We start from the raw sequence: 24,687 nt of genomic DNA on the forward strand, positions 1-24,687 counted from the left end.
CATTTACTGCAGCGCCGTCTTTTCGATCTCCAGCAGCTTCTTTTTTCGCTCCACTCCCCAGCGATAGCCGGTGAATGAGCCATTGCTGCCGATGACGCGATGGCAGGGGATGACGACGGCTGCCGGGTTCGAGGCACATGCCCGGGCCACAGCACGCACCGCGGAGGGCTGTCCCAGAGAGCGGGCTACCTCGGCATAGCTGCGGGTTTCACCGCGCGGAATCCTGCGCAGCGCCTCCCAGACACGCATCTGAAAAGCCGTGGCGCGCAGATCGAGAGACAGGTCGAGCGCCGCCGGGTGCTCGGTCATCTGAGAAAGAACCTGCTCAAGCAGCCCGTCGAGATCATTGCCCGGCGACAGCTGCGCCGCCGGAAACTGCTCGTGAAGCTGCTGCTTCAGCTCTTCGGCGCTTTCTCCAGGAATGACCGTGCAGAGCCCGCGCTCCGTTGCGGCGATCAATATCTTTCCCAGAGGCGAAGTGCCGATGGTGTAGCGAATCTGCTGACCCCGTCCGCCGGCGCGATACTGGCCGGGCTGCATGCCCAGTTGACCGCTCTCATAGGCGCGGCCCGGGCCGGAATAGCCCGCTTCATACACCGCATCGGTGACGCGCATCTCCCCGCCTGCCAGCTCGCGCCGAAAGGCCTGCCCGCGAAGCTGCCGCTGATACTGTGCCGGGCTCACGCCCATCACCCGCTGAAAGAGCCGCTGAATCGTGAACGGGCTGATGCCGGCGATCCGGCCCAGCTCATCGAGTTTCACCTGCCGGTCCGCATGGCTTCGCAGATACGCAGCCAGCTTTTCGGCCATCACCGCTTCGGCATGACGCTCTTCGGGACGGCAGCGGCGGCAGGGACGAAAACCTGCGGAGGCAGCGGCCGGAACATCCGGGAAAAAGACGACATTCTCTCGCGCCGGACGCCGGCTGGGGCAGGAGGGCCGGCAAAAAATGCCTGTTGTCTTCACCGCATAGACAAACGAGCCATCGGCGCTTCCGTCACGCTGCGCGACGGCTCGCCACGCCTCGGCATCGTTCAGATCTGCTGTATTCATGGGAATTGCAGCCGTTGCCATATCGTATCTCCATTCTGTCTGTATGTATGCTTCTGATTCCTGGCTTCGACTTTCCGATCCCAGGCTCATATCTGGAGCTATCTTTGCAGCGGCCGGAATAAAAAACACTCCGATTCCTGCGTTCAAAGTGGCACGCAGAAGGCATCCAAACAAAAATGCAGGAGGTGGAGCATGAAGGAAAAAACCAGCAAAAATACCACTGTCAGCGAACACGAAAAGAACAACGAGGGTGGGCGCGAGTTTGGGCACGTTCATGAACCCACACAGGCACAAATGGCCAGCAAAAACACAGGTCTCGCCGACAATTCGGGGCAATCCGACAGGCAACCGCCCAGCCATCCCGTCGAACAGCATCATCCCATGAAGAAAAAAAGCGCCTGATCGGGCACTTCAGGGCGGAAAGGCTCTGCCTTCCGCCCTCGCCTCAGATCGAATCTCTCCATACATCTTGTACAGCCAATAGATCTGAACCAAACGGTTTTACCGGCACCGTTGTCAGAAATGCCACCACCCTGCCGGAAAGACAGTGTGGATTCCTGCGCGCCAGAGAGCAAAGGCTGCAATCGCAGCCGCGATCAGCAGCAGACCTGCAATCTGCCGCCGGTGCAGTCTGCGATGTGCTTCCAGTCTTTCGCCTGTGGCAGGCAGAGCCTACTCCTGACCGGGACGAATGTTGTAGAGGAAGTAGAAACGCAGATCGAGCGAAGGCCCGTGGAAGGCTTTGGGCAGTGGCGGGTAAGGCGCAGCGCCGGTAATCCCGCCCCAGGCGGCTCGGTCGAGCGAGACATCGCCGGAAGGCAGCTCGAGGATCATCGCCCTGACCGTGCCATCGGGCAAAATGCTGAAGCGGATACCGACCTGCCCCTGCTTCATCAGCGGGGGACGCGCGGACTCAGGAATCTGCGGATACCAGGAGCGTTTGGTCATGGCGATGACCTGCTGAATATAGGGACCAAAGTCGACGCCCTGAGTATCGCTGAGAACCTCCACAGCTCCGTTGATACCCGGATGCTGAAGCGGTGCATTCTGCCCATCGTCGCCGCCGAACTGGCCGATACCGCCGCGGGAGGCCTGACGCATCGCCTGCTGAATCTGTTCGTTCGGATTGCTGGGACCGGCCCGGAAGTTCGGTACAGGAGCGGATGGCGCTTCCAGCTTTGCCTGATTATTCTGCGGAAGCGGTTGTGCCGGCGGTGTTTGCGGGCGAGTCTGCGCAACCTGGGGCTGTGCCGGCGCAGGAATATTCGGCATTGCCGGTGCATTGGACTGTTGCTGAGACGGCTCGGGGACGGGCTTTGGTGGTCCCGCGCGGCGCATGGCCTCGAGCTGCTGCAGCGTTTTCTGATCCAGCGTGGGGCGCTTCGTCTCGGCAATGCGGTCGTGATCTGAGATGGGGGCCGGAGTCTTCGGCTTCACCTGCTTCAGCGCATCGGACGGCAGGTCGAGATAGGTCATGTCCTTCTGGCGGTCTTTCAGCACGATCGAAGGATCGACCACGCGGACGTGATAGATGTATTTCGGCCCGTAGATCAGATACCAGGCCACCAGCATGTGGATGATGAGCGCAATCCAGATCTTTTCGCGCAGACTGGTCCACGAGCGGCTGCCCTCCAGCTCCTCGATGACATGGAGAAGATCGCTGTGGTCGAGATCCTCGTAGCGGTTGCGCCCGCGGAGAACAGGCGGTTCCTCGGGAGGAGTACTGGTTGGCACTTCTGTGATTGGCATTCTGGTCTGGTTTCAGTACGCTGCGCCCGGCATGGACGCGACCGTTCTCCGTTGCGCGAAGGATACTCGCCACGCGCGTTTCATATCCAGGTCTTCGACTCTGCTGAACATTGGTTATTTCGCTTCCGCAGCGAAAATCGATTGCACAACGTTCTCATGGTCGGGGAAGTGTACGAAACACGCTCCTCTTATTCTCTCATTGAACCGGAACAATTCGCAGGCTTTTGTACAATCGGAACCATGACTTCCGTGGCTGTCATTACCGTCAGCGACTCCTGTTTTCGTGGTCTCCGGGAGGATCTTTCGGGGCCAGCCGTCGCTCAGGAACTGACGGCACAAGGGTTTGACGTAAATCTTCTCCTGACGGTAGAAGACGAAAAATCGGTAATCGAAGACGCACTGCGCGGTTTGGCAGCCAACGCGCGGTTGGTAGTGACGACCGGAGGTACGGGAATTGGAGCGAGAGATGTGACTCCCGAGGCCACTCGGGCAGTATGCGAGCGCCTGCTCGATGGCATTGCTGAGACAATGCGCGCTGCCGGTCTGCAGGAGACGAAATTTGCCCCACTCAGCCGCAGCGTTTGCGGAACGCTGGGTAAGTCGCTGATTCTGAACCTGCCAGGAAATCCCCGTGGCGCCGTTACCTCCCTCCGCGCCGTGCTTCCACTGGTCCCCCATGCGCTGGATCTGCTGGCTGGCCGGACGGCACACGAGGCTGCCATCGGTAAGCCTGCAGATAATGCAGGCAGAGGAGCGGCTTGAAGCACCTGACGGCATTATTTATCCGGTATAAAGCCCTTCTGCTCAAAATACTCGCCCCAATGGGGATCTGGGGTATGGGTGCGGTGGCCTTTCTCGACTCCAGTTCCATTCCCGTGCCGATGGATCTGATCATGGCTGGCTATGCCTGGGCAGATCGCCGCCATTTTTACCTCTACGTACTGCTGGCGTCTGCCGGCTCGGCGCTGGGCGGGCTGATCCCCTTCTTCCTGGGACGCGCCGGCGGTGAGCTCTTTCTATTAAATAGAGTCGAGCGGGCCCGCTTCGAGCAGCTTCGCGACCGTTTTGAGCGGCAGGAGTTTCTGGCGCTCCTGGTGCCTTCTCTGCTGCCCCCGCCCACTCCCTGGAAGCTGTTTGTCTTTGGCGCAGGTGTCTTTGAGATGCGGACCGTCAACTTCATGCTGGCGGTTTTCCTGGGACGGCTCATCCGCTTCGGCATCGAAGCCGGACTGACCGTGCTCTACGGACCACAGATCGTGACCATGATGGGTGTGCTGGCCAAGCGCCATCTGGTGGCAACTCTCGTGGTACTTACACTGCTCTTTGCCGCTCTGGCGTGGTATATGTGGCAGAAAATGAAGAGCAAAGCGCCTGTAGCGAAATAAAAGACTCGTCTGCCGCCGATTCGACGATCCGAACATCTATCCGGCTGTGAATCGCTCCCTGCCGCCTTATCGCGACTTAGATTCTCTCCGCGGCAAAACGCCTGGCAGCCTCCCGGCCCTCGCGAATCATATCCGGCAGGCCAACACCGTGATAAGCATTTCCAATAAGAGCCAGGCCGGAAAAACTTTCAGTAATGGAGGCGAGACGCTTCATGCGGTCCAGATGGCCCACGGCATACTGCGGCAGCGAGCGCGGCCAGCGCCGAACGATCGCAACGGCGGGTCTGGGAAGCGGGCTCCCCGATGGCTGAAGAATCGTGGCAAGCTGGTGCTGAGCGAGGGCGGCCAGGTGATCATCGGAGTGAGAAAGCAGTGCTGGAGCCGCATCTCCGCCATAAAATGCGCGAAGGATGCGGGCACCCGGAGCAGCGCGGTGCGGAAACTTCTGATCGACGAAGGTGCAGGCCAGAAGCGAGGGCTCGCTGCTTCGATTTTGTGCCGGATCTGGCGGAACGAGAAAACCGAAGCCGGGCGGAATGTGAAACGCTGAAGCGTTTTCCGGAGAGAAGGCGAGCGCGACAACAATCGCCGAAGTCGCTTCCATGTCGAGCAGAGTGCCGAACGCAGGATCGAGCGGAGCAAGCAGCCTGCGCGTCACGTGTGCCGGTGTGGCGAGGATGAGGCGGTCGTACGATTCGCTGCCGGAGGCAGTCCTGATGGTCCAGGTATCTCCGGCGCGGGCAATTGAGATAACTTCGGACCCGAGGCGAATCGACGCTGGCGGAATGTCGGGGACCATCCTGTCGATAAAGGTTTGCAGGCCGGAGCGCAGTGAGGTAAAGACAGAAATCGCGCGGTCCGCTGAAGGCCTTCGCTTCTCCATCGCGAGGATGAGACTGCCATGTTCGCGTTCCATGCGTACGAACGCAGGCATCACAGCGCGAACGCTGAGGGTCTCGACGCTGCCGCCAAAGACGCCCGCGAGGAGCGGACCAGCGAGCGAGCGGGTGACCTCTTCGCCGAAGTGCCGGCGAACAAAGGCGGCGACAGATTCATCCTCGCCGTCTTTCAGCGCAGAACGCTTCAGCTCTTCGGCACGGCCAGGTTCGCTTTCATACGCGGCAATGGCGGCGGAAGTAAAAAGTGGTGAATGGCGGACAGCATCGAGAGCAGATCCGGTGCCCTCCGGAACCATCATGCGCATCTGGCTGGGCATCGGGATGAGCTGGCCGTCACGAAAGATATACGTTCGGCGCTGCTCATCCTTTGAAGCAATGATTTCAGATTCGTCCATCTCGGAGCAGAGCTCGGCAGCCAGCTCCCGCGCCCACGGTTTTTCGCTGACCCAGGAGTCGGCCCCGCATTCGAGAACGAAGCCATTTTCCCGATGGGTCTCGACGATACCGCCGAAGCGATGGGATGCCTCATAAAGAGTGAAGTCAATCGGGCTTCCCGCTGCCTGCTCTCGCGCAAGCTGCCAGGCAGCCGTGGTGCCGCTGAGCCCGCCTCCGACGACAGCAATCCGGATCATGGCATCCTGCTCGTGGCTGAAAAATGGATTCGAATATCCAGGCGAAGAATGAGGCAGCTCTGCTGAAAGCGGCAAAGCTTTCCGGACGTCATCGAACACCCCAGGTATCGAGGGTGCTGCGGGCGAGATCTGCGAGCGCAGCAGTGAGCAGGGGCGAGTTATTCAGCGATTCGGGGCGCCGCAGAGTCATGCCCAGATTAGCGGCGAACTCCCGGAAGCCGATATCGATGTCGTAGAGAATCTCCACATGATCGCAAAGGAAGCCGATCGGATCGACGATGATGTTTCGTACGCCCTGACGCTCGAGAGCCGTGAGAGTGTCCTCGACGGTGGGGCCGAGCCAGGGACCTCCGGACATGCCCTGGCTCTGGAAGGCAAAAAAACATTGATCGGGAGCGAGGCCGGCGCGTTCGGCGACGAGGGATGCCGTGCGCTTTGCCTCGACGGCATAAGGATCAGGCGGCAGCGGCGCAGTGCCAGGGTCGGACGGAGACGGCGAAAGCACGGTTCGGCAGGGAACGCTGTGTGCGGTGAAGAGCACGGGAACAGGCGATCCGGTTTCCGCGACGAAGGGATCGAGGACAGCCCGCAGACGCTCGGCAAAGGCGTCGACTAAGAGAGGGTGATCGGCCCAGCCTTCGATGAAATGAATCTGCAGCGCGTGTCCGGCAGCATCCTGCTCAGGACCGGCAGCCGTGAAAACAGCTTTGCGATACAGACCCACGCTGGTGCGCGAATTCTGCGGAGCGAGGCAAAGCGTAACGGCGCGGTGGATGCCGTCGGCCTTCATCTGCGCGATGACATCGGCAATATACGGCTTCCAGTTGCGCATGCCGACATAAACCGGCAGACAGAGCTCATCCCGCAGCAGCCGCGCCTGTTCAAGCGTGAGAGCAGTAAGTGGACTACCTCCCACGAGCGAGAACCGGTGGCTGACCTCTTCGATTACGGCAGGAGGCATGGGGCGTCCGCCGGTGATGTTGCTGAGATACTGCGGAATCTCCTCGACGGAATCGGGCGTGCCATGCGCGAGCAGGAGGACAGCCGTGCCGGAGTTATGAGACATGAGCAGCCTCCGGCACATGCTCCCTGGAGTTGTATTCCCGCACGAATTTCACCACAGCCTGAACGTTTTCAACCGGAGTTCCGGGCACGATGCCATGGCCGAGATTGAAGATGTGGCCAGGCCTGCCCGCTGCCTGATGGAGGATGTGATGCACCCGTTTGCGCAACAGCTCAGGTTCGGCGAAGAGGGTGATGGGATCAAGATTGCCCTGGACGGCACAGGCGTAATCGAGATTCCGCCAGGCGTGATCCAGCGGTGTTCGCCAGTCGAGGCCGAGCACGTCGGCGCCCGTTTCGCGCATGGAAGGGAGCAGGCTGGCGGTATCGACGCCGAAGTAGATGATAGGCACACCGTAGGATTGCACTTCTCGGACGAGACTCTTTGTAACCGGAAGTACGAACTCGCGATAGTCCTCGATGCTGAGCGCACCGGACCAGCTGTCGAAGATCTGAATAACGTCGGCTCCGGCCTCGACCTGCTGGCGCGCAAATGCCGAAAGGACGGTAACCAGCTTGTCCAGCAGGCGCTGCCAGACGGCGAGCTGACGGTACATCAGAGTTTTGGTCTCGATGTAATTTCGTGACCCTCCCCCCTCAATCATGTAGCTGGCTAGGGTAAAGGGAGCCCCGCAAAAGCCGATAATGCCGAGAGTATCTGCGGAATCAGCACCACCGCGCACGCGGAAGTGCGTACATACCTTTTCGATCGCTTCGGCGACATAGCTGAGCTCTTCAGCGCGGTCGGTGCGCAGGCGGTCAACATCGTCGGCGGTACGAATGGGATGATGGATGACCGGACCCTCTCCCGCCTGGAACTCGAAATCGAGCCCCATCGGCGTGAAGGGCAGCAGCAGATCGGCAAAGATAATGGCCGCATCGACGCCAAGCTTTTCCGCCGCGGTAATGGTCACTTCGGCGGCAAGCTCTGGCCTTCGGCAAATTTCGAGCAGCGTATGGTGACGGCGTACCGCCATGTATTCAGGCATATAGCGGCCGGCCTGACGCAGAAACCAGACCGGGGTGCGGTCGACGGGACGGCGCAGGCACGCGCGGACGAAACGGCTGACGGGAGTGGATTGTTTTTCCTGCATGAGGGTAACAGAAAAGGTTAGCAGGGACCGAGGCAAAACGCAGAGTGCCGGGCGTCTCTGAATAGACCGGGTCAGGAAACCGCGCAGCGCCCCCGAAAAGAGAAGAAGGCGGCAGAGCGACCTCTACGGAGCCGCGGCAGGTGAATCGGGCAGTACCTGCCTGTAAGCGGCGTACACATCTTCAAAGACGGAATCCCACGAAGCGCCGAGCGCGTCCCTGCGGGCAGCGGTGCGCATAGTCAGGTGCAGCGCCGGATCGCCCATGATGCGTGCAACGACTGCGGAGAAGTCCGCGTCCTGCACGGAGAATCCGGTCGCGCCTTCGCGGATGATGTAACGTGGCCCTCCGTCGGGTGTGACCACGGCTGGCACCCCGGAAGCAAGCGCCTCAAGAACAACGTTGCCGAAGGTGTCCGTATGCGAAGGGAATAGAAAAAGGTCCATATTTGCATAGGCACGGGAGAGCGCCTCGCCGCGCAGCACGCCGGAGAACTCGGCACGCGGCAGCCGCTCACGCAGCCATTGCTCCTCGGCCCCCTGGCCAACGATGAGGAAGCGAAAATTGCGAATGCCGCGCGCTTCCAGTTCCTGCTGAATCTGTGCAAGCAATGCGATGTTCTTCTCTACTGAGAGTCGGCCGACAAAGCCGAGAACAAAGTCGGAATCCTGAGGAGCCCGATTGCGGTGCTCCGGCGAAAAAAGATACGTGTCGATGCCGCGCTGCATCAGGTGGCAGGGACGGCCTGTCTGTGCTTCAAGCAGGTTGCACAGGCCGGGATTGGGAGCAAAAAGAACCCGGGCCGTTGCATAAAAATGGGCGGAGGCATCGAGCGAAAGGCCCTCGATGTACTGCGCCGCGACGGGTGCGTGTCCCTCAGGCAGCCATCGCAGCAGCCAGTCAGCGCGTTTGGCGGCATACTCGTGTACGTTCGTATGCCATGCTGCGGCCATGGGCAGATGGTAATGATTGGCGAGCACCGCGCCGAAGATACCGACGTCGCTGGGGCCGGTGATGTGGACGATATCGGGACGAAATTCACGCAGAACGCGTGCAATGGAAGGCAGATGACGAATCCAGGCAACGTCGAATCGGAGATCTTTGTCGAGGCCGAAGGAGATCGGTCCGCGGGGCAGCTCCAGTGTCGTGATGTGGCCTTCTCTGACCAGGCGCGGTCTGCGATTTCCTGCGCGCACGCACAGAAACGGAAGACCCCGGCGGCGGGCGAAGGCCTCAAAATGACGCGAAGTGTGAGCGACTCCGTTGATCTCGTGAAAGGAGTCGGGAAAATAGGCGACGCGAAGCACCGCAAAGATCATACCGGAAGGCTGCAAAAGTGCTGTTACTGGAATTTGCGGATTCAGGGTTTTTGCAGACCGGTCAATGGTTCATCCTTCAGGGTTTTGCTGCCCTCCGTGACGGTATAAAGTCGATTGACCGCCAGACCCGTGAAGGTGTCCACCTGCCCGGACGGCCATCGGATTTCAAGGATGTCGACAATCTTGGCCTGATCCAGACCGAAATGCAGCCGGAGATCATTTTGTGAGAAGTAGCTCCCGCCGCTGCGTACCTCGTCGATCTGCACGAGCGGCTTTTGCGCGTCGGGCTGCGTCATGGCCACCACCCGGACGCGTGCGCCGATGCCGGTGCGGTTCGACTTCATGCCCGTAGTTTTGATTTTGATCCAGTTACGTTTCCAGCCTGAATCGCAGCGCAAAAGCTGCGGGAGCGAGTTAACGCAGTTAACGACAATATCGATGTCACCGTCGTTGTCGTAATCTCCAAAGGCACATCCGCGGGCCGCCACCGCAGCCGTGATGCCTGGTCCAGCCTGGGAGGTAACCTCCTCAAAGCGTCCATTGCGCAGGTTGCGATAAAGATATTTGTGCTCGGCATAGGGCGCTTCAGTGCGGGAACCGTTAACCTCCGGATAGACATGCCCGTTGGACATGAAGAGATCGAGCCAGCCGTCATTGTCCATATCGAAAAAGCCGACACCCCAGCCCAGATACCGCGTGTTAACGCCCAGCCCGGAGAGATAGGTGTGGTCTTCGAAGTTGCCGTCGCCCAGGTTGGTATAAAGCGAATCGGTATCGCCTGCAAAGTTGGTCTTGACGATATCGAGATTGCCGTCGCGGTTGTAGTCTCCTATAGAGACGCCCATGCCGGCCTGAGGCTTGCCGTCAGGTGAAAAAGCCGCGCCCGCTTCGATCGCTGCATCTTTAAAGGTGCCGTCCTTCTGATTTTCATAAAGAGTCGCGGCAGTAGAGTCATTGGCGACATAAATGTCGGGCCAGCCGTCGTTGTCGAGATCGGCGACGGCGACACTGAGCGCATAATTCCCGATTGTGTTCCACATGCCTGCCTTCTGCGAGACATCGGTGAACGTGCCATCGCCGTTGTTGTGGTACAGCATGTTTTTGCCGCCCGGCAGCCCCGGAGGGCCACAGGCCACAAGGATGCTTTTGTAGGTGCAGTCGGCGGATTCAGGCGTGGGCGCTGTTTTCAGATCGAAATCGATGTAATTGGCGACAAAAAGGTCCAGATGACCGTCCCGGTCATAGTCGAGAAACGCGCAGCCGGTGTTCCAGCGCGTCTTCGGCTGTATCAGTCCGGTTTTAGCTGTGACATCAGTGAAGGTTCCATCGCCGTTGTTGTGAAAGAGGGCGTTCTGGCCGTAGTAGCTGATGAAGAGATCGTCGTGGCCGTCGTTGTCATAGTCGCCGACGCAGCATCCCTGCCCCCAGCCGCTTCGCGCGAGTCCGGCTTTGGCTGTGACGTCGGTGAAAGTGCCGTCACGATTGTTTTTGAAGAGATGGCAGGTGGGTTCCATGCCTTTGGGGAAGCCCTCCAGTCGCCATCCGTTGACGAGGAAGATATCGATCCAGCCATCCTGGTCATAGTCATAGAAGGCAACGCCACAGCCGGTCGTCTCGAGCAGATATTTATTGTGGCCAACGTCGCCGTAAAGTGTTTCGGCATTCAGCCCTGCCTGTTTCGCGGCATCGACGAACTGCAGGCCGAGAGGGGTTCCGGCAATCGGCGATACGGGACCGCCGGGCGGCGGCGGCATGGGCTTTGCGTCGTACGAAGGCTGTGCGCTCGGATGCTGCGGAGGCGCAGCCTGCTGTGCAGCGGCAAAGAGCGCGCGCTTCCACGGAGGCGTGCCCATGAGCAGCACCTCTGAAAGGGGCAGTACCAGAGCCGTGCGGCTCAGGGAGCGAAGAAATCTTCGGCGGCTGAGGGAACGATGAGCTGGATTCGTGGGCTTGTTCATAGATGGATTCGCGATCGTATTGCCTTGTCAGATTCGGCCGACGTCAGCGATGTGCGGTGTCAAGCGCAGCGGCTCTGTTGCTCTCCTCGAGAGCATCGGTAGTTCGGCCTTCGCGCTCATAGGCCATAGCGAGGCGGCGATGGGCCTCAGCGTAGGTGGGATCATCGCTGATGGCGCTCTGATAGCGGCTGACCGCATCGGAAATCTCCCCTTTCTGCAGCAGAGAATTTGCCGTATTGGTGTCAAACATCGCGCGCTGTCGGTTGACGGCCACGCGCGTGAGGTCGGCGGCCATTTTACGCTCCGCACGGGCCTCCTGCTGCTTTCCTTCTTCCTGCAGTACGCTGGCGAGCGTAATGTGAGGGCCAGGCTGGTTCGGCATCAGATCAATAGCCTTGTGCAGCGCCGCCGCCGCTTCGTCGTATTTTGACTGCTGATGATAAATGCTTCCCAGAACGGCCCATCCATCGCCGTTTGTCGGCCGGCGGTCGAGCGCGGCACGCAGATTCTTCGCTGCATCGTCGAAGCGTCCGGACTGCATATAGAGAATGCCGAGCGTGTACGGTGCATCGGGTGAAGAGGGATCAAGCCTGGCCGCAGTTTCCAGCTCTAAGACGGCATTGGGCAGATCGTCTTTCAGCTTCCAGGCAAGGCCGAGGTTATAGTGAAGCTGCGCATTGTCCGGCGCAGCGGCGAGCCCTTGGCGAAATTCCTGGATGGAATCATCGATATCGCTTCGCTGGAGATAGGCAATGCCCAGATCCTGCAGAACCTGCGGATCAGCAGGTGCAATGGCGAGCGCGCGCCGGCAGAAATCGACGGCAGTCGTCGCATCGCCGGTCTGGATCAATGCAATGGCAAGGTTGGAGAGAGCAGACACATTACGCGGCTGGGCGGCAACAACCTGCCGAAACAGCGGGATGGCCTTATCCGCCTCTCCGAGCCGCTGCCAGGCCATCGCGAGCTGGTTTTGCGCTTCGGTCAGTAAAGCTTCTGGCGGGCTCAGATCGATGGCTTTTTGCAGATGTGGGACAGCATTTTCGTCCTGATCGGCAGCGGCCAGCGCCTTGCCGAGCTCGATCTGTGCGAGAGCATTCTGTGGTGCAAGCTGTGTGGCGACGGTCAGCTCCGCAACAGCAGAAAGCGGCTGTTGCTCCCGGGAGAGCGTGATACCGAGATGCAGATGCGCGGCAGCCAGCGTGGCATCCATCTGTATGGCCTCTTCAAAAGCGGCCTGAGCCTGTGACCAGTGCTCTGTCTGAGCGTAGAGTGAGCCAAGCTGGTCGTACAGCGCAGCGCTGTGTGGAGAAGCAGCGATGGCATCCCGTGTTTTGGCAATCGCCATATCGCTCTGTCCCGCAGCCGCAAGCGCGCGTGCCCAGGCGGCCAGTAAATCAGATGTAAGAGGCGGCGCCTCGGCTGACGTGGAGAGCCTGTCGAAGAGTGCGAGAGCCGCATGCGCATTGCCGCTTTGTGCGTAAGCAAGTGCCAGATTCTCCTGCGCGGCGCGATCGGCGGGCTTAAGGCGAAGAGCCTTTTCAAGTTCAACAATCGCGGCAGGATATTCGCCAAGCTGGCAGAGTATGGCGCCCAGCGCGCTGTGGCCCTCCTCTATAGTGGGAGCCAGTTGCACGACGTGTTCAAAGCGCAGACGCGCGGTGGCGAGATCCCCGCGGGAAGCAGCATCGTAGCCGGAGCGAAAGGCCGCATTGGCCTCCTGCAGACGCGCATTCTGCGCATCGCTTTGCAGAGCCATAATGGGCAGGGAAAAATAGACGATCGGCAGTATGGCCAAGATCGGGGCGCACAGCCTGTGAGTAAAGAGCAGATTCATGATCAGGGCCGTTGCTGTGAATCGGATGAGGATGCCTGTGTCTTTGTGCCGGGATTTTTCAGCTTTGCCGCGGTTTCAAATTCATGGGCAGCATCCTCTCTGCGGCCGGTAGTGCGATAGGCCTGGCCAAGCAGCATATGGGTCATCGCATTCGCCGGATCCATGGCACGGGCTCGTTCGAGATACATCGTGGCCATGACCGGATTTTGCTGATACAGAAGCGCCTTGCCAAGCAGAATGTATGGACCGGTTGAGTTCGGTTCCAGCAAAATAGCCCGATCGAGTGCCTGCTGTGCATCGGCTCCGCGGCCATTACGGAGATAAGCATCGCCGAGCCGTTCGTAAAGCTCACCATCGAGCGGATTGATCTCTCGCTCCTTCTCCAGCTCGGCTATTGCACCGGCAGTATCGCCCTTCGCGAGTGCGATTTCGCCCAGCAGCTGATGTGCGAGTGGAATATGCGGATCTGCCTGGAGTGCCTTTTGGGCGGCATCGGCAGCAGGCTGTACAAGCTCGCGACGCAGGAGCAGCCGCGCAGTGATGAGCCAGGCAGCCGCCGAATCATATGGAAACCCATACTCGGCGGCGAAGGCGTGACGAGCATCGTCGTAACGGCCTGTCGTGATGTAGCACAGCGCGAGCACGTAATTCGGGTCAATATTCGAGCTGGAGATGGCCGCATGTGCCTTTTCCAGCAGCGGGATCGCCTCAGCTGCCTGCCCCGTGCGGAAGAGAATGACGCCGCGCATCTGCAGGGATTCCATATCGGTTGGGTCCTGCCGAACGGCGGCGGCAAAGGCCTCGCTGGCTTCGGTCATCTTGTTCTGCTGATATGCAATGAAGCCGCGCAGGCGTTCAACCCCGGCCGGCTCAGGCTGCTGCGCAGCTAATACATCCAGCTCGCGCGCTGCATCCTGCAGTCGTCCCTGTGTGATCAAAGTGCGTGCGTCTGCGATAGACGACGTTATCTGCGGCGTAACTGTCGGCGGTGCAGTCCGGGCTTCGGTTTGCGGAAAGCACGCGGGAACGATCATCAGCAGCAAAGAGAACGAGAAGTGGATGCGACGCATGATCCAGCCGAAGGAAGTGTACTCCCACATAAAGATGGAGGGGAGCATCGCTCCCCTCCGGATAAACGATAGCGGTTTTCAACCGCCTAGAACTGCACACGCAGTGAGAACTGAAGCTGGCGTGGGTCGGTGTAGCCATTAATGCCGGGGCCATTGGTGATAACGCCGGCAGTAGAACCGCCATCGATATTGGTGTTGCTTGGGTTGTTGGCATTCATGTAGTTGAAGCCGTTGTAAGCGTCGATGCGGAACTGTGCCAGCAGACTCTCATAGATCGGGAAGTTTTTCTGCAGCGACAGATCTCCATTGAAGAAGTGTGGCCCATAGACGTTATTCCCGCCCCCGGAGCCGATCTGATCCAGTTGCGTGGCGCTGAAGCCCTGGAAGGGAGAGTACTGGCCGGTTGTCGTGTTGTAGAGAGGCGTCGATGTGCCCGTAAAATACCTGCGCGTATGGGCAATGGGATCGAATCCTCCCAGGCTGTGCTTCAGGTGGCTGCCACTGCCGTTCACGTAGCATGGCGCATCACTCGGAACAAATGAGCTGCATTCCTGGAAGCCGAGCGTAAAGGGAAGGCCGCCCGACCAGGTGAGCACCGGACTGAAATTCCACCCTCCGATAATCTCATCCACAAAGCGCGGTGCGTTGCTGGCAAACATGCGGTTCTTTCCAAAAGGAAGATCGTAGGTTCCAAAAATCACAATCTGTTGCTCGCGTATTTCCGGATCGCGAACCTTGACCGCGCTGCGATCCCAGGTAGAGAAACCGCTGTTCCAGGCGAAGCCGCGCTGCCACGCATAAGCGAGGTTGAAGCTGATGCCATGAGAGAGTTGCTTGGCGAGTGTGGCCTGCAGAGCGTTATAGTGCGTGTCCTGATCGCTGCCGTTGTACTGGATATCCTGCGACCATCCGCACATACCTGGTGTAATGCCGGCCTCGTTCGGAATATTGGGGTTGATGGCATTGTTGGCCGCATCCGGTGTCATATAGTTCGAGTCCTGACACGCCGGCAGCGTTCCGCCGTAGTAGCGGCGCAGGAACGTCGAGTTGGTGACTCCTCCGTCCGGATAAATTCCATTGGTATCCGGAACCGCGCTTCCTTCCGCGAATTTGGTCGTGTAATGAAGCGTTTTTTGTATAGTGCTGAACGAGGCTGGCAGGAAAATGGCCGGTTCATTCGGGTTGGTGCTGTTTCCGTCTCCCGAGCTCAGCGTGTGGGTTCCCTTATTGCCGACATAGGCCAGCGTGAAGGACAGTGTCGGGGTAATGGCATGCTGCAGGCTCAGGTTCCACGCATCCAGCGTGGGCAGACGCAGGGGATTCGGCCTTGCCTTGGAATTCACGCTGTAGCCGGGATCAGGCAGCAGACCGTTTGAAGGAATAGCAGGGAAGGGATAGGAAGCCGGTCCACCCGCCACGGGCTGGCCATTCGGCTGCGTGCAACCCGGCGACGACGCTCCCAGGCAGAAAGCCGTGCTGGTGGGGCCGCCCGTCTGGTTAATGGACTGGTTCGCCAGTACCGGCAGGTTTTGCGTAGCCGTGTGCCCAAAGATTGAGCCGAAGACGCCGATGTCAAAGCTGCGTCCATAGCCGGCGCGGATGACGGTCCTCTCGTCGAACTGATAGGCGATGCCGAGACGCGGATTGAAGCTCCACTTCGCCGGATCCCAGTTCATGTTGGAGCCGATGTTGCCGTAGCCGGCGACCTGCAGATAACCGGTGCTGAGATTGAGGAGCGCCCCATTGCCCTTGCCGTTGACCGATTCCGGACCATAGAACTCGTATCGCAGACCATAGCTCACCGTCAGCTTGGGTGTCGTATGCCAGGTATCCTGCGCGTAAAAGAAAAATCGCTTCTGAAACTCTTTGGCATTGGTGGAAGTGCTGACATAGCGGCCAAGGCTGGTGGCGCGTCCTAAAACAAAGGTCGCGAAGCCGAGACCGCCCGAGCTGCCATCCGACGTGGGGCCAGGGGCGAAGCCGAGGATACCGGCGCGGTCCGTGTCGCTCGGTACGCGCAGGTTGCGCGCATAGCGCAGGTCTGCGCCGAACTTGATAGCGTGATTGCCGAGAATGCGCGTCCAGTTATTGACCACCTGGAACTGATCCTCACGTTCGGTAAGCGGACAGTTACAGCGGTTCAGATTCAGGCCGCTGCCGTATTGCGATCCGCCATCGGTGGGATTGTTCGGGCCGTTGCCACCCTTTACGTCCACATCGGCGATATTGAAGTAGGGCGCTCCGGAGGTATAAAAGTCGCCCATATTCAGACCGGGAATGCCGAGCTGGGTGGCCAGATCGGTGCCCTGATCGTACTTTCTCGCAATGACGTTATAGCGGTAGTAGCCGATGCGGAAATCCGTCAGCCATTTAGGCGAAACCGCGATGTCCATGCCCGCCGCAAGACTGTCGTCCGCTCCGGTAGAGGTGCCGCCATAACCGTTCACGCCAAATCCGGCGCCGCCCGCGGGGCCAAAAATCGTGGAGCCGGAGAGTGTGCTGGTGAACCGGCTGAAGCGAGCAAAGGCGTGAGCCTTGTCCGGAATGACCTGGTCGTCCACGCGGACATCCCACTGATCGTTATTGAAGAGCCCTGTGCCGCTGGCCGAATAGTTGTTCTTCAGGCCTGCAAACAGCCCGGATGTGTTGGGAGCATAAGGCTGAAGCAGCTTTAGCAGTGCAAGCGCCTGCGGAGACAGATCAGCCGCAGGAATGACGTTGTTTGGATACGTCTTACCCGTGCTCTGGTCGACGATCTTCGTGTTGGGAACATTATTGACGTATTCGGTGAAATCACAGCCGGGAGTGCCGCCAGGAGGTGTTGTGAGGCCGAGGCAGGTGGACGTCAGATAAGAGGATGGAACTGTTTGCGTGTCGACGATGCCTGTCTTCGAGCGCACACCCTGGTAATCGCCGAAGAAAAAGAGCCGGTCTTTGAAAATCGGGCCTCCGAGCGATCCGCCAAACTGGTTCTTCAGGCCCGGCGGAAACGGCCCGCTGCCCGGGAACTGCGCATAAGGATCGCGGGCAAGATTCTTATTGCTCTCGCGGTAATCGAACGCGCTGCCGTGAAAGTTATTCGTTCCCGATTTTGTCTGAGCGGTGATGACGGAAGAGACCGCCTTGCCCAGCTCAGCATCGAAGTTCTGCGTCGTGATCTTCGTCTCGGAGAGTGCGTCGAGCGGCGGATTGATGACAATGATGCCGAGGATAGGGTCCTGATTGTCGGTGCCGTCCAGCACAAAAGCAACGCCGCCGAAGGCCTGTCCGTCCACCTGAATCTGCTTGCTGCCCTGTGGGTCCTCGTCAGAGGCATGCGCCCAGCTCAGTTGCTGCGCGCCCGGAAGCAGCAGCTGCAGATTAGTGAAGTTCCGGTCCGGAATCGGCAGATCGGAAAGATCTTTGGATGTAAATTCAGTGGCTACGTCCGCGCGATCGGTCTTTATTTGCGGAATCGCATTGGCGCTGACCGTGACGGTCTGACTCGTCCCTCCGACCGACAGTTGGACATCCACCTTCGGCGAGGTATCGGCGAGCACCTGAATGCCCTTGGTTTCAAACTGCTGGAAGCCGGTAAGCTCCACTTTCACATCGTATGTGTCCGGGATGAGGTGCTGAACCGTGTACTCTCCGGATTCATTGCTGGTGGCGGTGACAGATGTCCCTTTGGATTCGTCGGTGACTGTGATCGTGGCGCCCGGAATGACTGCCCCGGTGTTATCCGTCACCGTGCCGTAAAGGGAACCATAGATGGCCTGCGCATGAGAGGCGAGAGGAATCAATACAAACAGAGCGGCGGCCATGCTCCATGCGAGAATCCCGCGGAGTCTGCGAATCATACTACCTCCAGAAAAAGCACCACAGCGGTTTTGTGTGTCACGCCTGCGCACACATCACACCTCAGTCCCTGACAGAGGTGATGTGGCGCCGTCGCGGTTTTTATCCTGCCCGGTGGGCAGCCCTGCTGCGCACAAATCACAGAGTCATACCGCGGCTCCGTATTCGTGTATTGCTGGAAAGGGGAGAGTCCCAGGCGCGAGTTATCCGGAAGTAATTACAGCGCTCTCGGAAGCTATCCTGTTTCCGGCGAAAGTTCTAGAAGCTTTGCAGGATAGTTGTCAATATCTCCGCGACGCCACAGGACAGAGATAAAACATGGATAAGCCTGAGCGGGGAACCGGGAAAGAGCTGCCGGAGCCATTAAATTCGGCATTTTATAGCCGCTGGGATGAGAAGATGACGGCCCTTAAAGATGGCGGATGAGTGGGACGGTATACGGGTGCAAGTTTAACGAAAAGTAAACTGATTTAGTCAGTGTGATTATCGAGAAGTATCGGAAGGAAATGGCAGCGATTTCAATCGTGCTGTTTAACCTGGACCTCTCGCCGATATTCCGCCTCTTATTCAGGGAGCGGATGGTTTCCTGCGGCAGGCGAAAAAAAGCATCTTCCGAGAAAATGTGGCGCGCTGGTGACCTGCCAAAACACTTTTCATGAGATGAAATACCGGAGAAGATAAGGGATACAAAATTCAATGCGACATCGTTTGTGCGGAGCATTCCTGGCGTGGAACATTGATGGGCGTCAGAGGTATGCCGGAGTGGTTTACCAGGTCCTGCATCTTGATGTATGCAGCATTCGTCCAGCCGAAGCCGACGACATTCGTTTTATATCCACGGGCGACATTGACCTGAGAGGACGCTGTAATTACGTCATATTTCTCATGAATAGTCTGATCGCAAAGATAGTTCTGGCGAATCGTGGTCATGAATTCACGCGCAACGCGTACCGCATCACGAATATCACTGCTTTTAGCCAGACCATCGACGGCGATCCAGGTCGTGGGCGCCCAGCCATATGGAAGATCCCATTGCACGCCGGAATCAAAGCTGCTCATGGCAAGACCGCCGGGCTTTTCAAAGAGCCTTAAATTTGCCTCGACGCTTTTTATCTGCTGCGCATTCGCCAGTCCGGCCCATAAAGGATAGAACGTAGTGATGTAGTTATAAGTGGATTGCTTCCGCGCTACAAAGTCGTAATCGAAATACATGCCCTTTTGTGCATTCCACAGATACTTATTGACAGCGGTGCGGCGCTCGCCGGCGATCTGGCTCCAGTGTGCTGCCCCTGCAGGGCGGTTCAGTTGTCCGGCCATCCACTGCAGGTCGCGCTCGTATTTGTAGAGCAGCGCATTCAGTCCGGCGTCGGCGTTATGGTGCGTCCAGCCACTGAAAGGGCCATAGCGAAATGAGGGATCGAAACCCGATTCGCGCATGGCGCGGTCGCCTTTATAGAAGTCGCGCGAGAGCCAGTACTCACCGACGTGAGCGTGCGCGCATACGGAAGAGATACCCGGATCGCAGCTGATCGCGGTGAGCTGCGACTGTTCAGGGGCATGAACAAGATAATCGGTATGAACGCGGGGATGCGCAAGCAGCCAGCGAATGACGTCGGCATAATAGCTGCTGTCGTCGGCCATCTCCGGCACCGGACCGTCACCAAGATCGTAGTAGCGGGCAAGACCGGTGTCGCCTGCACGATGAATATCTGTCATCCACAATGCATGATCGCGCTGTGCGTACGCATAGCTGCGAGCCAGCCAGGTCTTCGCGTCGGCCGTGTGTCCGTCAGCGATCTCCGCATCGTATACGGCGCGAATCATGGAAGAGAGAAAGGGCGGCTGTGAGCGTGTGAAGTAATAGGTACGATTGGCATTCAGAATGCCGCCGTAATGCTCGATCTCAAAGAAGAAGTTTTCTACCATTCCCTTTGCCAGCGCAGTGCGTCCATCCTGCAAAAGACCCAGAAGAATGAAGTAGCTGTCCCACCCATACATTTCGTTGAAGCGTCCGCCAGGAACGACATATTTATTGGGCAGGTAAAGCAGACCGGCCTGTTTTAATTCCCGTGGCATCACGTCGCCGAGATGCTCGATACGTCGCGGAAGACGCTCAACCTGTATACGGCATGAGCTCTGCAGCGATTTAACCTCGACAGGTTCAGGAAAATCGGCGGGCAGATAAAGGACAGAGATACTGTTCAGTTTAGGATCAACGACCGAAGAGCAATCATTCATCGAGCGCGAGAGTGTATCCCACGCGTGGTGAATGTAGGTGTCGATAGGAGGAACCGGTACATCTTTCTGCCCGAAGGATGTCTGCGTGAGGATCAGAGCGCAAAACGTGAAGGCAAAGAGGGGAATGCGCGTTTTCAGAGGGGATCTCATGGGAAGGCCAGTCAGCGACGGAGGGTATGGTAAACCAATCGCGTGTTGGCCGCACGGCAGTCTGTCGCTTCGCAGCAAAGCAGCCCATGTCCTAATCGGGTACCCGAACATAGGCTGCCTGTTTCTGTGCAGTGGCGCTAGGCGTTGTAAGTAGTGGAAGAAACACGACCGCCGCGGCCGGTCCAGTTGGTGTGGAAGAATTTGCCGCGGGGCTGATCGATGCGCTCGTATGTATGCGCACCAAAGAAATCGCGCTGTGCCTGCAGCAGATTGGCGGGCAGCCGCTCGGTGCGATAGCCATCGTAAAAGGCAAGCGCAGTGGTGAATGCCGGAGTAGGTATGCCAAGCTCAATGGCATGCACGAGGGCCTTGCGCCATGAGGCCTGATACTGATTGAGCACGCCGAAGAAGAAGTTATCGAGCAGCAGGTTGTCGAGCGCGTGATTCTTGTCGTACGCCTCCTTGATCTTGCCGAGGAAGCGGCTGCGGATGATGCATCCACCACGCCACATGAGCGCAATACCGCCCATATTGAGGTTCCAGTGGTTCTCTTTGCCGGCCTCGCGAAGAAGCATGTATCCCTGCGCGTACGAGATGATCTTCGAGCAGTAGAGCGCGCGCCGCACATCTTCAATGAAGGCGTCGCGGTCAGAGGGTGCTGCCACGCCCGACGGTCCGGTGAGGACTTTTGAGGCTTCGATGCGCTCATCTTTTAATGCAGAGAGGCAGCGGGCAAAGACGGCTTCGCCGATGAGAGTGACCGGCTGGCCGAGATCGAGTGCACTGATGGCGGTCCACTTGCCGGTTCCTTTCTGCCCTGCCGTATCGAGAATTTTGTCGATGAGAGGTTTGCCGTCCTCATCTTTCTTGGCGAAGATCTCGGCGGTGATTTCAATGAGGAAGCTGTCGAGCTCGCCCTTATTCCACTCGGCGAAGATGTCATGCAGTTCATCGGGAGTAAAGCCGAGACCGCGCTTCAGCAGGTCATAGGCTTCGCAGATGAGCTGAATGTCGCCGTACTCAATGCCATTGTGGACCATTTTGACGTAGTGGCCGGCGCCATCTTCGCCGACCCAGTCGCAGCATGGCGTTCCATCATCTACCTTTGCTGCGATGGCCTGGAAGATGTCCTTCACATGCGGCCATGCGGCAGGATTGCCGCCAGGCATAATCGACGGTCCGAAGCGCGCTCCCTCTTCGCCACCGGAGACGCCGGTTCCGATAAAGAGGATGCCCTTTTCTGCGAGTGCCTTGGTACGGCGGTTGGAATCGGTGAACAGCGAATTGCCGCCGTCAATGATGATGTCTCCGGCTTCAAGGTGCGGCAGGACGTGATCGATCATCTGATCGACGGTATCGCCGGCCTTGACCATCAGCATGACGCGACGGGGGCGCTTCAGCAGGCGGACAAGCTCTTCAATCGAGTGGGCTCCGACGATCTGTGTGCCCTTCGCCTCATCGGCGAGAAAGTCGTCCACTTTGGAGACGGTACGGTTGAATACGGCCACCTTGAAACCATGGTCGTTCATATTAAGGACGAGATTCTGGCCCATGACTGCGAGGCCGATCAGGCCGATATCACACGATGCGTCTGACATACGTTCTCCAAAAAATCGACTGTAGGATTGCCAACCGAACGCTGGTCGGGTCGTGGACCAGCGGGAAACAATGGATTTCAGTATATCTGCTGAGGTTGCGTGCGGGCGCATAAAGCCGTTACCGGGATGTTGTAACCGGTGTCACACTCTTTCCTGCATGCCAGATAGCGACGATCTTCTCCGTATCACTAATGCTGATTGCGGGATTGCCATCCACTAAAAGAAGATCGGCCTGCTTCCCTGGGATAATCGTGCCGGTATGCGCGCTGATACCGAGCAACGCAGCATTGGTTCTGGTCGCGCACGAGATCGCCTGGAGCGGCGTAAGACCGGCGTCGACCATCAGCTGCAGCTCCCGATGCTCGGCAAAGCCGGGAACGCGAGAGGGCATGGCTCCCGAATCGGTGCCGAAGCCCACCTTAACGCCTGCGTCGTAGGCAAGCTTCAGATTCATCGCCGCCTGAGCGAAGTCATGGCGATGCTGTGCCGTGGAGGGATCGTCGGCGACCTTGCTACGGTAGGCCGCACTTGAAAAATAAGCAAGCGTATCGGCTGAAACGGCATGCTGAAAGAAGGGCGTGTGCAGCAGTTCAGGATGATCGGCGAAGTCGAAAAATGAAGCGTCGACGGTAAGGGTAGGCAGGTAATAAGTGCCGCGGCGCTTCATCGCATCAAGAAGCTGGGCGTCGACCTGGCTGTCGCGAACGCTGTGAGCGAGCACATCGACACCATCGGCAACGAGCTGCTTCGCGTCTGCCAGAGCGTAAACATGCGCGGCGACCTGGATGCGACGCTTATGCGCCTCGTCGATAACGGCGCGATAGACATCCGGAGACATCTTCGGCAATGTGCCGTGAGCATCATCCACCCACACTTTTACGAATTCAGCATGACGGTCCGCCGCCGCATCGACTGCCTCGCGAGCCTCCTGCGGAGTGCGCGGCTGGTAAAGCTGATCGGGCTGATGTGGAAGCGCCGGTGCCCCTCCCGGCACGCCGATGCCGCGGTCGGCGGAGAAAACTGTGGTTCCGTCGAGTGTGCCGGCGCGCTGCTGCGCCCGTACCTGGTAGACCAGATCGCGGTTAAGGCCCAGAGATAGCATCGTGAGCACGCCATAGCGCTCATACTGGCGCAACTCCGCAATAACGTGGGGTTCGGTATAGTAGCCTGCCGAATTACCGGTGCCGTCGACGAGTGCCAGATGTCCGTGAGCATTAATAAGTCCGGGCAGAAGGGTCTTGCCTGAGCTGTCCACGATCTGCCCCGCGGGTTTATCGGCAGCGGCAGGGCGAACAGACCGGATACGGCTGCCTGCAATGGTGACGTCCTGATCCTCAAGCGGAGGCTGTCCCGTGCCATCGATCACGCGGACATGCGTGATGGTGATAACCGATCCGGCAGTCGATGGTTGCGCCGAAGCGGAAAACACACCGGCTCCGGTAGTGATGGTGAGCAGGACGACAGAAACGGCAGGCATCCGCATGCTGATTGGACGCGCCGCCTGCGCTCCGGATGCGCAAATCCTGGCGCGTGGAGGCTTCCAGTCTATGCAATTGACGAGGAGCGGGCTCCGGCAACGTGAACCAGCGCGGCGAGCAGCAGCAGTCCGGTCCCGAGAGCGCAGACGCCGGCCCAGTGAAAGTGCATCCAGGCAATGGATGAAAGCAGTGAGCCGAGCGAGCCTCCCAGAAAGTAAAACGTCATATAAACGGTGTTGATGCGGCTGCGGGCCTTCGACGAAAGACTGAAGATGCGGGTCTGGTTGGCAATCTGGGTGGCCTGCTGCCCCAGATCCAGCACGATGACGCCGAGAACCAGCCCGAGAAAATGATAGCCGAGCGTCCAGAGAATCAGAAAGCTCAGAATGAGCAGAACCAGCGAAAGTGTCACCACAGCGCGCGGCCCGCGCCGGTCAGAGAGCCGGCCGGCGACCGGCGCAATCAGTGCTCCACTGGCTCCCAGCAGGCCAAAACTGCCAGCTACGCCGGGGCCCATTCTGTAATGCGGTGTGCCAAGCAAAAAAACGAGTGTCGTCCAGAAGGCGCTGAATGCGGCAAAGGCCAGCATGCCCAGGGCGGTCGACTGGCGCAGCAGGGGCTCAGTACGGAAGAGTGTCCACAGCGAGCGGAGCGCCTCGCGATAGGGCAGCGGATTCGGCGGGGGCAGAGCCGGAAGCCGGCGTCGCAGCAGAAAGACAAAAAGCAGGTTTACCGCGGCTGCAAGAGCGAAGACGACACGCCAGCCCCACAATGCGGCGATCCACCCGGCAGCAGAACGGGCCAGCAGCACGCCCAGCAGCAGACCGGTCATGACAGTGCCGATGGCCCGGCCTCGCTCCGATTCGTCGGCCAGTTCGGGTGAGAGAGGGATAATCACATGCGTAACCGCCGCCGTCAGCCCCAGAAGGACACTGGCAAGGCCCAGCACCCAGAGCGTTGGAGCGATTGCCGCCAACAGCGCCGACAGCGCGACCCCCGCAAACAACTGCACAATAAGGCGTCGGCGCTCAAAAAGATCGCCGAGCGGCACAAAAGAAAGAATGCCGACGGCGTAGCCGATCTGGGTAGCAACGGCGACACTGCCGCTGTGTGCGGCCGGCACATGGAAAGTGCTGCTCATCTGCAGCAGCAGCGGCTGATTGTAATAAATATTGGCGACGCTTACGCCGCAGGTAAGTCCAAGAAAAGGCAGGAGCCCGCGATGCGGGTGCTCAAATCGCGCGGGTAATTCCGGTTGAAATTCTGTGACTGGCTCAGGCACGTCCTGTCTGGATGATACAGGGCCATGTATATGCGTCGGGTGCGTATGGGG

At 58.8% G+C, this 24,687-nt stretch carries 18 protein-coding genes; 4 read left to right on the top strand and 14 right to left on the bottom strand.

The window, feature by feature from the left end; genetic code table 11:
- Positions 1–3 precede the first annotated feature (3 nt).
- A complete protein-coding gene (gene ada, locus D0Y96_RS12900) occupies positions 4–1,074 on the bottom strand; it encodes a bifunctional DNA-binding transcriptional regulator/O6-methylguanine-DNA methyltransferase Ada (protein ID WP_117300491.1) in 1,071 nt (356 codons plus the stop codon).
- 171 nt (positions 1,075–1,245) lie between these two features.
- On the opposite strand from ada, the gene D0Y96_RS12905 reads away from it, so the two are divergent.
- Positions 1,246–1,455 (top strand): hypothetical protein, encoded by a 210-nt coding sequence (locus D0Y96_RS12905; protein WP_117300493.1) that lies wholly within the window; start codon positions 1,246–1,248, stop codon positions 1,453–1,455.
- 270 nt (positions 1,456–1,725) lie between these two features.
- Here the strand turns inward: D0Y96_RS12905 and D0Y96_RS20750 are convergent, their stop codons facing one another.
- Entirely contained in the window at positions 1,726–2,787 is a 1,062-nt protein-coding gene (locus tag D0Y96_RS20750) for a cell envelope integrity TolA family protein (RefSeq protein WP_158562373.1), read from the bottom strand.
- Positions 2,788–2,853: 66 nt separating this feature from the next.
- On the opposite strand from D0Y96_RS20750, the gene D0Y96_RS12915 reads away from it, so the two are divergent.
- Both D0Y96_RS12915 and D0Y96_RS12920 read left to right on the top strand, forming a co-directional pair.
- Entirely contained in the window at positions 2,854–3,564 is a 711-nt protein-coding gene (locus D0Y96_RS12915) for a MogA/MoaB family molybdenum cofactor biosynthesis protein (protein ID WP_350449058.1), read from the top strand.
- On the top strand, positions 3,561–4,187 hold the full coding sequence (locus D0Y96_RS12920; protein WP_252263741.1) for a YqaA family protein: 627 nt from the start codon (positions 3,561–3,563) through the stop codon (positions 4,185–4,187). Before D0Y96_RS12915 ends, D0Y96_RS12920 begins: the two co-directional genes overlap by 4 nt.
- 76 nt (positions 4,188–4,263) lie before the next feature.
- On the opposite strand, the gene hemG is transcribed toward D0Y96_RS12920, so the two are convergent.
- From hemG to D0Y96_RS12960, 8 genes are all read right to left on the bottom strand, one after another.
- Positions 4,264–5,718 carry a protoporphyrinogen oxidase gene (hemG, locus tag D0Y96_RS12925; protein ID WP_117301068.1) on the bottom strand — a complete coding sequence of 485 codons (1,455 nt, stop codon included), beginning with the start codon at positions 5,716–5,718 and terminating at the stop codon, positions 4,264–4,266.
- 88 nt (positions 5,719–5,806) lie between these two features.
- Entirely contained in the window at positions 5,807–6,784 is a 978-nt protein-coding gene (hemH, locus tag D0Y96_RS12930) for a ferrochelatase (protein ID WP_117300499.1), read from the bottom strand.
- Positions 6,774–7,874 carry a uroporphyrinogen decarboxylase gene (gene hemE / locus D0Y96_RS12935; RefSeq protein ID WP_117300501.1) on the bottom strand — a complete coding sequence of 367 codons (1,101 nt, stop codon included), beginning with the start codon at positions 7,872–7,874 and terminating at the stop codon, positions 6,774–6,776. Before hemE ends, hemH begins: the two co-directional genes overlap by 11 nt.
- 123 nt (positions 7,875–7,997) lie before the next feature.
- Complete coding sequence (locus D0Y96_RS12940; RefSeq protein WP_117300503.1) at positions 7,998–9,191, bottom strand: glycosyltransferase; 1,194 nt, start codon at positions 9,189–9,191, stop codon at positions 7,998–8,000.
- A gap of 41 nt (positions 9,192–9,232) precedes the next feature.
- Positions 9,233–11,149, bottom strand: a complete 1,917-nt coding sequence (locus D0Y96_RS12945) for a CRTAC1 family protein (RefSeq protein ID WP_117300505.1) — start codon at positions 11,147–11,149, stop codon at positions 9,233–9,235.
- Positions 11,150–11,192: 43 nt separating this feature from the next.
- Positions 11,193–12,944, bottom strand: coding sequence for a tetratricopeptide repeat protein (locus D0Y96_RS12950; protein ID WP_158562374.1), 1,752 nt, complete (start codon positions 12,942–12,944; stop codon positions 11,193–11,195).
- Positions 12,945–12,985: 41 nt separating this feature from the next.
- Positions 12,986–14,101 carry a tetratricopeptide repeat protein gene (locus D0Y96_RS12955; RefSeq protein ID WP_252263743.1) on the bottom strand — a complete coding sequence of 372 codons (1,116 nt, stop codon included), beginning with the start codon at positions 14,099–14,101 and terminating at the stop codon, positions 12,986–12,988.
- Positions 14,102–14,139: 38 nt separating this feature from the next.
- Entirely contained in the window at positions 14,140–17,892 is a 3,753-nt protein-coding gene (locus D0Y96_RS12960; RefSeq protein ID WP_117300509.1) for a TonB-dependent receptor domain-containing protein, read from the bottom strand.
- Positions 17,893–18,396: 504 nt separating this feature from the next.
- On the opposite strand from D0Y96_RS12960, the gene D0Y96_RS12965 reads away from it, so the two are divergent.
- Complete coding sequence (locus D0Y96_RS12965; RefSeq protein ID WP_215601622.1) at positions 18,397–18,549, top strand: hypothetical protein; 153 nt, start codon at positions 18,397–18,399, stop codon at positions 18,547–18,549.
- Positions 18,550–18,583: 34 nt separating this feature from the next.
- Here D0Y96_RS12965 and D0Y96_RS12970 read toward each other — a convergent pair whose 3' ends face one another.
- The 4 genes from D0Y96_RS12970 to D0Y96_RS12985 form a co-directional block, all read right to left on the bottom strand.
- Entirely contained in the window at positions 18,584–20,278 is a 1,695-nt protein-coding gene (locus tag D0Y96_RS12970) for a trehalase family glycosidase (protein WP_117300512.1), read from the bottom strand.
- Between the two features lie 137 nt (positions 20,279–20,415).
- A complete protein-coding gene (gene gnd, locus D0Y96_RS12975; RefSeq protein ID WP_117300514.1) occupies positions 20,416–21,876 on the bottom strand; it encodes a decarboxylating NADP(+)-dependent phosphogluconate dehydrogenase in 1,461 nt (486 codons plus the stop codon).
- Between the two features lie 118 nt (positions 21,877–21,994).
- The gene (locus tag D0Y96_RS12980; RefSeq protein ID WP_158562375.1) at positions 21,995–23,353 is read right to left on the bottom strand and encodes an amidohydrolase family protein; all 1,359 of its coding nucleotides are present in this window, start codon (positions 23,351–23,353) and stop codon (positions 21,995–21,997) included.
- A gap of 68 nt (positions 23,354–23,421) precedes the next feature.
- Positions 23,422–24,636 (bottom strand): MFS transporter, encoded by a 1,215-nt coding sequence (locus tag D0Y96_RS12985; protein ID WP_350449059.1) that lies wholly within the window; start codon positions 24,634–24,636, stop codon positions 23,422–23,424.
- Between the last annotated feature and the right edge of the window lie 51 nt (positions 24,637–24,687).

Source organism: Paracidobacterium acidisoli (genome assembly GCF_003428625.2).
GTDB classification, from domain to species: Bacteria; Acidobacteriota; Terriglobia; order Terriglobales; family Acidobacteriaceae; genus Paracidobacterium; species Paracidobacterium acidisoli.